The organism is Noviherbaspirillum sp. (assembly GCF_036846085.1).
Classification (GTDB): Bacteria; Pseudomonadota; Gammaproteobacteria; order Burkholderiales; family Burkholderiaceae_D; genus Noviherbaspirillum.
The window spans coordinates 1-4,566 of sequence record NZ_DAIUCO010000344.1 but is presented as its reverse complement, the minus strand read 5'-3'; the positions used below and the strand labels follow the sequence as shown (position 1 = coordinate 4,566).

At 60.2% G+C, this 4,566-nt stretch carries 3 protein-coding genes; 2 read left to right on the top strand and 1 reads right to left on the bottom strand.

Going from position 1 to position 4,566, the window contains the following annotated elements; all coding sequences use genetic code 11:
• Positions 1 to 31: 31 nt before the first annotated feature.
• Positions 32 to 1,711 (bottom strand): ABC transporter permease, encoded by a 1,680-nt coding sequence (locus tag V7080_RS24215; protein ID WP_334190940.1) that lies wholly within the window; start codon positions 1,709 to 1,711, stop codon positions 32 to 34.
• An 83-nt stretch (positions 1,712 to 1,794) separates the two neighbouring features.
• On the opposite strand from V7080_RS24215, the gene V7080_RS24210 reads away from it, so the two are divergent.
• Positions 1,795 to 2,889, top strand: a complete 1,095-nt coding sequence (locus V7080_RS24210) for an ABC transporter ATP-binding protein (RefSeq protein WP_334190939.1) — start codon at positions 1,795 to 1,797, stop codon at positions 2,887 to 2,889.
• Positions 2,890 to 3,198: 309 nt separating this feature from the next.
• On the top strand, positions 3,199 to 4,452 hold the full coding sequence (urtA, locus tag V7080_RS24205) for an urea ABC transporter substrate-binding protein (RefSeq protein ID WP_334190938.1): 1,254 nt from the start codon (positions 3,199 to 3,201) through the stop codon (positions 4,450 to 4,452).
• Positions 4,453 to 4,566: the final 114 nt, after the last annotated feature.

Sequence of the window (4,566 nt, the reverse complement as noted above, 5' to 3'; positions counted from 1 at the left end):
ATTTGTTTGACTGGAATCCGGGCGAGCCAGTCTAGCGGCCTCTCGCCTGATCCCCTTTTGCGATGGCGCGTGCCAGCACCAGCACGGGTACAAAAGCGATTGCGACGATGGTCAGGGCAGGCAATGCCGCTTCGCCAAGCCGCTCATCCGCCGCCAGTTGATGCGTAATGACCGCCAAGGTGTCGAAATTGAAGGGACGCACCGTCAGGGTTGCGGGCAGTTCTTTCACGACATCGACGAAAACCAGCAACCCGGCGGTCAGGACGCTGCGCCACAGAAGCGGTGTATGAACGCGCAGCAGCATCGACCCGAGCCCATGGCCGAGCACCCGCGCGCTGGCATCCATGCTGGGCGTGATCTTGTCCAGGCCCGACTGTACGCTCTGGTAGGACACCGCCAGGAATCGGACCAGGTAGGCATACACCAGCGCCAGTACGCTGCCGGTCAAGGCCAGTCGCCAGCCCTGGTCCGCTGCCCAGGCGTCGATGCGGGAGAGCGGGATCAGGATGCCGACCGCGATGACCGCACCGGGCACCGCATATCCCATGCTGACGATGCGGTTGCAGCCAGCCTGCAGGCGGCTGCGCGTGACGCGCGCGGCATAGGCCAGTAGGATACAGATCACGATCGCGATCACTGCAGTCATCGCGCCAAGCAATATGCTGTTCTGCAGCCAGTCGAGATAGCGCAGGCTGACTTGCAATGTCTCTTCCTTCCACATCAGGCGCAACAGGATCCATAAAGGCAGGAGGAAGCCGACGATGACCGGCACGGCGCAGAATGCGCTCGCGCCCCACGCCTTCCCGCCAACCAACGGAATCAGCGGCTGCAGCTTGGTGCGCGCCCCGACTGCGTAATACCGGGCCCGTCCGCGGCTTTTGTGCTCCACCAGCATTAGCGCCACGACGGCAAGCATCAGCACCGCGGCGATCTGCGCGGCGGCGACACGATCGGAAAAGGCATACCAGCTTTTGAAGATTCCTGTCGTCAGCGTGGGTACGCCGAAATAGGCTACTGCCCCGTAGTCGGCAAGCGTTTCCATCAATGCCAGCGCAATGCCAGCCGCGGCCGCAGGCCGGGCGAGCGGCAGGCTGATCCGGAAAAAGGTTTCCCAGGGCCCCATGCCGAGCGTGCGCGCGGCATCCCACATGCGCGGGCTGCGTTCCAGAAACGCATTGCGGGCCAGCAGATAGACATAGGGATACAGCACCATCGCGAACAATACCCCTGCACCGCCGATGGAGCGGATCTGCGGAAACCAGTAGTCGCGCGCCTGCCAGCCGAACGCTTCACGCAGGGCAGTCTGCACCGGTCCGGAAAACTGCAGGAAATCGGTGTAGGCATAAGCGACCACATAGGCCGGCATTGCCAGGGGCAGCACCAGCGCCCATTCGAAAAACTTCTTGCCCGGAAAATGGAATACAGCCACGAGCCAGGCGCAGCCGACGCCGCCGATCGCCGCCAATACCGTCACGATGACCGCGATCGCCAGACTGTTGCCGATGTATTCAGGCAATACCGTTGCCCACAGGTGGGAAAACGTGCTGCCGGCAACGCCGGCCTGGCCGAGAGTAGAGGCGGAAAAGAGGTTGGACAACACGCCGAGAATGGGCACGCTGACGAGAAAAGCGACTGCCAACGAACTCAGCAGCAAGGGATGCAAACCGCCTGATTGATGGAGTCCGGATCGAACCGGCTTGGAGTTGCGCATTGAAATCCAGATTTTCAGCACGACATTTTAAATGAGAATTATAATCAATTACGTATATTCCAGTTGTGCAATTATCCGCATCCATGAAAGTACCACCCTCTTTCTCTACGCATTTCATCGTTGATGCCATTCGCGTCGGCTATCTGCAAGGCCGGAACATGCGCGAAATCGTGCACGGCCTGTCGTTCACCCTTGGGCGCGGCGAGATCGGCTGCCTGCTCGGGCCGTCGGGATGCGGCAAGACAACGGTGTTGCGCGCGATTGCCGGATTCGAATCCCTGATCGACGGCCGGATCGTCCTCGGCGGACGTGAACTGAGCCGGCCCGGCCGGACCGCGCCGCCGGAAACCCGGCAGGTCGGCGTGGTCTTCCAGGATTACGCCCTTTTCCCGCATCTTTCGGTCTGGGACAACATCGGCTTCGGGCTGCGCAAGCTGACATCCAACGAACGCAAGGCAAGAGTCGACAAACTGCTGTCCCTGGTGGGATTGAGCGAACATGCGCGGCAGTTCCCGCACGAACTGTCGGGCGGGCAGCAGCAACGGGTAGCGCTTGCCCGCGCGCTCGCACCACAGCCGGACCTGCTCCTGCTGGACGAACCGTTCTCCAACCTCGACGTCGAATTGCGGGAGCGCCTCGCGATGGAGGTGCGCGACATCCTGCGAGAACTCGGCACCACCGCGATCCTGGTCACGCACGACCAGCATGAGGCATTTGCAATCGCCGATCATATCGGCGTCATGCGCGACGGCGTCATCGTGCAATGGGACACCGCCTACAACCTCTATCACCGCCCGGGTGACCGCTTTGTCGCCGACTTCATCGGCCAGGGCGTGTTCATGCCGGGCACCATCGACCTGCCGAACCAGCAGGTCAACATCGAACTGGGCAGCCTGCCGCTCTGGCAAGGCATCGATGCCTGTACCACGGAAAAATACCAGCCTCAGGTCGATGTGCTGCTGCGGGCCGACGATGTCATCCACGACGACGCCAGTCCGATGCAGGCGGAAGTCGTCCGCAAGGCCTTCCGGGGAGCGGAGTTTCTTTATACGCTGAAACTGGAAGGCGGCCAGCAGTTGCTGGCCCTTGTTCCCTCCCATCACGACCATGCGATCGGCGAGAAGATCGGCATCCGGCTTGGCGCCGATCACGTCGTGACGTTCCCGGCGCAAGCCTGACCCTTCCTCAACAAAGCCTCACCTCACCCCGATCGCCGCACCATTGCGGCGATCGGCTTTTGTGCATTCGGATACCGCGTACCACGACGGACCAATAGTTCGCCGTGATTGCACCACGACGGTGAGCGCATGCGCGAATTCAGCGCAACGCAATTCACCTTCGCACATAAAACGCACTCAAATTGCCCGACGCACGCATCTGATACCGGCCTAAACGAGCCATGCTTGATGGCACGCAAACTGCTAAATGATATGGGCGAGACTGATCGCATTCTCACTTGACCATACATATAACTGTAGGAGCCTTACATGACCCGTCGCACCCTCCTGAAAGCGACCGCTGCCGGCGCTTTGACTCTTGCCGCTTCCGCATGGATGCCGCAAGCCCTGGCCGCCGATACCATCAAGGTCGGCATTCTCCACTCGCTGTCGGGCACGATGGCGATCTCAGAGACTTCGTTGAAAGACGTGGCATTGATGACGATTGAAGAAATCAACGCCAAGGGCGGCGTCATGGGCAAGAAGCTGGAGCCGGTGATCGTCGATCCCGCGTCGAACTGGCCGCTGTTCGCGGAAAAGGCCCGCCAGCTGATTTCGCAGGACAAGGTGGCGGTCGTCTTCGGCTGCTGGACATCGGTGTCGCGCAAGTCGGTGCTGCCGGTCTTCAAGGAGCTCAACAGCCTGCTGTTCTATCCGGTGCAGTATGAAGGCGAAGAGCTGGAAAAGAACGTGTTCTATACCGGCGCCGCACCGAATCAGCAGGCCATTCCGGCAACCGAATACCTGATGTCGAAGGAAGGCGGCGGCGCGAAGCGCTTCGTCCTGCTCGGCACCGACTATGTCTATCCACGTACCACCAACAAGATCCTGCGTGCATTCCTCAAGTCGAAGGGCGTGAAGGACTCCGACATCGACGAGGTCTACACGCCGTTCGGCCACTCCGATTACCAAACCATCGTCGCCAACATCAAGAAGTTCTCCGCAGGCGGCAAGACAGCAGTGATCTCCACCATCAACGGCGACTCGAACGTACCCTTCTACAAGGAACTCGGCAACGCCGGCCTGAAGGCGACCGATGTCCCTGTCGTGGCATTCTCGGTCGGCGAGGAAGAATTGCGCGGCGTCGACACCAAGCCGCTCGTCGGCCACCTGGCTGCATGGAACTACTTCCAGTCGGTGAAGAACCCGGTCAACGAGGACTTCATCAAAAAGTGGAAAGCCTACGCCGTCGCCAAGAAGCTTCCGAACGCAAACACGGTCGTCACCAATGACCCGATGGAAGCAACTTACGTCGGCATCCACATGTGGAAGCAAGCCGTCGAGAAGGCCAAGTCGACCGATACCGACAAGGTCATCGCGGCAATGGGCGGACAGACATTCAAGTCACCATCCGGTTTTGAACTGACCATGGACAAGACCAACCACCACTTGCACAAGCCGGTCATGATCGGCGAGATCAAGGCCGACGGCCAGTTCAGCGTGGTGTGGAAGACCAAGTCGCCGGTCCGCGCACAGCCGTGGAGCCCGTATATCGAAGGGAATGACGCGAAGCAGAAGATGTAAGTTTTAGCTGCATAGCTGAACCAAATGCAATCAGCTGGGCACTCCTTCCCCCTTTCAGGGGGAAGGTTGGGATGGGGGTAGTGAGGTCGATTTGCCGCATGCAATAGCTCGACC